Here is a 3,236-nt window from a genome sequence, read left to right as displayed (position 1 = left end):
CTCGTCGACGGTGTCGTTCATCGCCTGCTGCAGGCGGACCGCGGCTTCGTGACCGTGGACCGGGTCCTGGTCCTGGAGGCCGACTCCGTCCACTGCCGGGTGTCCGCGATCAGTCCAGCGCGGACATCCCGAGCTCCTCGTCGAGCGCCTCGAAAAGCTCGTCGTCGGTGGCGGACGACAGATCGTCGGCCGGCGCCCCGCCCCTCTGCCAGCTGCGCAGCAGCTCCGCGAGGCGGGCCCCGATCTCGGCGTGCTCCTCGGGCCCGCTCGGTCCCGCCTCGAGTGCCGCCGCGAGGCGGTCGATCTCCGCGGTGACGCTCGCCACGTGCCCCGGATCGACGGGCAGCAACTGCTCGCCCAGATGGGCGGCGAGCCCCGCGGCCGTCGGATAGTCGAAGACGACGGTGGCCGGCAGCCGGAGCCCGGTCGCCGCGCCGAGCCGGTTACGCAGTTCCACGGCAGTGAGCGAGTCGAGCCCCATGTCCTGCAGGCCCTGCTGGGAGTCGACGGTGCGCGCTTCGGCATGACCAAGGACGCCCGCGACCTCTTCTCGTACGAGCGTGAGCAGCGCCTGATCGCGATCGCCGGCAGGCAGTGCGGCGAGCCAGTCCGCCAGGGAACGCTGTCCGGCGTCCGCCGCGCCCGCCCCTGCAGACGTGCGACGCGCGGGGACGCGCACGAGGGACCTCATCAGCGGCAGCAGCCGTCCGTCCGCAGCTGCTGACCGCAGCTCGGCAAGGTCCAACTTGGCAGGTACGAGAGCTGGTTGGTCGACGGGGAGTGCCGCGTCAAGGAGCGCGAGCGCCTCTCGTGTGGTCATCGGGACGATGCCGGAGCGGGCGAGCCTGGCTCGGTCGACGTCTTGGAGGGCGCCGGTCATGCCGCTGCTCTCGTCCCACAGCCCCCACCCGAGCGACAGCCCGGGAAGGCCGGCCGCGCGCCGGTGTGCGGCGAGTGCGTCCAGGAAGGCGTTGGCCGCGGCGTAGTTCGCCTGCCCCGCGGTGCCCACCGTGGCTGCGACCGAGGAGAACATCAGGAACGCCGACAGGTCGAGGTCCCTGGTGAGTTCGTGCAGGTGCCAGGCCGCGTCCACCTTGGGGCGCAGCACCGTGTCGAGCCGTTCGGGGGTGAGCCTGGTGAGCACGCCGTCGTCCAGGACGCCCGCGATGTGCACGACCGCCGTCAGCGGCCGGTCGTCCGGCACGGTGTCCAGCAGTGCGGCGAGTTCCGCCCGGTCGGCGACGTCGCAGGCCCGCAGGGTGACGGTGGCACCCGCCGCCTCGAGCCGGGCGACGAGGTCCACCGCACCGGGGGCGTCCGCGCCTCTGCGGCTGGTGAGCAGCAAGTTCCTGACGCCGTGTTCGGTCACCAGGTGCCTGGCGACCAGTGCACCGAGGAGTCCGGTGGCGCCGGTGACCAGGACCGTGCCGTCCGGGCCGAAGGCGGCGGACACGGGTCCGGTGACCGTGGTTGTGCGGTCGGTCATGACGAGCCGGGCCGCGTGGACGATGCCCTGGCGCACGGCCGTGCGCGGTTCGCCCAGATCCACCGCGACGGCGACGGCGCGGTCGGAGTCCCGGTGTTCGTCGAGGTCCACCAGGACGATGCGGCCCGGATGTTCGGCCTGGGCGGCGGCGAGCAGGCCTTGTACGGCCGTGGCAGCGAGGCCCGGTGTCTCGCCGGGAAGTACGGCCGCGCCATGTCGGGTGAGGACTGCGAGTCGGGTGCCGTCGAGGCCCTTCGTGGCCAGCCACCCCTGGAGGAGGCCCAGCACGCGGTGGGTGGCGGCGCGCACGGCGGCAGGCGCGTCGCGGTCGTCGGCCGCAGCCGCGTCGACCAGCAGAACGTCCGGCGGTGTGGCCCCGGCCACGAGCCCGTCGCTCAGCGCGGCAAAGTCGGCGTAGGCCGTGGTTGCGCCGTGGGCCGGGGCCGTCGTACCGAGCACCGCCCACCGGGTCCGGTCCGCGGTGCCGGCCGAGGCCGTGTGCTCGGTGAGGGCGGTCCAGTCGACCCGGTACAGTCCGCCGGCGCCTGCCGCGCTCTGCCGCGCCGCCCGCAGCTGCCCGGCGTCCAGCGGGCGCAGGGCGATCTCCTCGACGAGGGCGACGGGATGCCCGTGCTGGTCGGCGATCTGCAGGCTGTACGTTCCGGATCGCGCCGCGGGCGCGATCCGGACGCGCGCCGCCGTCGTGCCGGTCGCGTACAGCGTCACGCCGCCGAAGGAGAAGGGCAGCCGGACGCCGTCGCCGTCCTGCGCGGGTGCGAGCAGGCGCAGTGCGCTGTCGAGCAGTGCGGGGTGAATGCCATACGCGTCCGTTCCTGCCGTCCGCTCGGCCGCCTCGGGGAGGCGTATGTCCGCGTAGCGCACATCACCTCGCTGCCAGGCTGCGCGCAGCCCCTGGAAGGCGGGGCCGAAGCCGAGACCGCCCCCGGCGAGCCGCTCGTCGAGGGCCTCGGTGTCGACGGGCCGCGCGCCGGACGGCGGCCAGACGATGGCAAGTTCCTCCCAGGGGAGCGTCTGTTCGGGGCCGCGGGCCGCGAGCAGTCCGGACGCGTGCCGGGTCCACGGGGCGGCGCCGGCGGCGCCCCCATCGACCCTGCTGTGCACGGCGAAGGGCCGTCGGCCTGCCGCGTCGGGTTCCTTGATGCCGATCTGGAGCCGTATCGCGCCGTTCTCGGGGAGCACCAACGGGGCGTGCAGGGTGAGTTCCTCGACCCGGTCGCAACCGGTCCGGTCGCCCGCCCGTACCGCCAGGTCGGCGAAGGCCGCGCCCGGCAGCAGCACGGTGCCGACCACCTGGTGGTCGGCGAGCCACGGCTGGGTGGTACGGGAGAGCCGTCCGGTGAGCAAAAGCTCCTGGCTTTCAGCCACTTCGACCTCGGCGCCGAGCAGTGGGTGGTCGACGGTGTCCTGCCCGGCGCCCGCGGCGCCGACCCCGGCAGCTGGTGCGTCGAGCCAGTAGCGCTTGCGCTGGAACGGATAGGTGGGCAGGGGGTCGCGGCTGTCACGGCCCATGCCGTGCAGCGCGCTCCAGTCGACGGCCGTGCCGTGGGCGTACGCGGCCGCCAGCGCAGTCGGCAGAGTCTGTTCCTCGGCGTGCCCGGCACGCAGCGCGGCGGCGGCCACCACAGGGGCGCCGTCCTCGGTGTCGGCACCGAGGCTGGCGCGGGTCATGGCGGTGAGGACGGGGTCGGGGCCCAGCTCCAGGAACATGGTCACCGACTGCTCGCGCAGT

1 protein-coding gene is annotated in these 3,236 nt (G+C 74.1%); it reads right to left on the bottom strand.

The window, feature by feature from the left end:
- Positions 1-109 precede the first annotated feature (109 nt).
- Positions 110-3,236 (bottom strand): SDR family NAD(P)-dependent oxidoreductase (locus AB0L71_RS32605; RefSeq protein WP_365250346.1); only part of this gene is annotated, 3,127 nt, incomplete at its 5' end.

It is taken from the genome of Streptomyces sp. NPDC052052 (assembly GCF_040680455.1).
In the GTDB taxonomy this organism is placed as follows: Bacteria; Actinomycetota; Actinomycetes; order Streptomycetales; family Streptomycetaceae; genus Streptomyces.
Note: the sequence above shows the minus strand (reverse complement) of the source record. Positions and strands in the feature narration are given on the sequence as shown.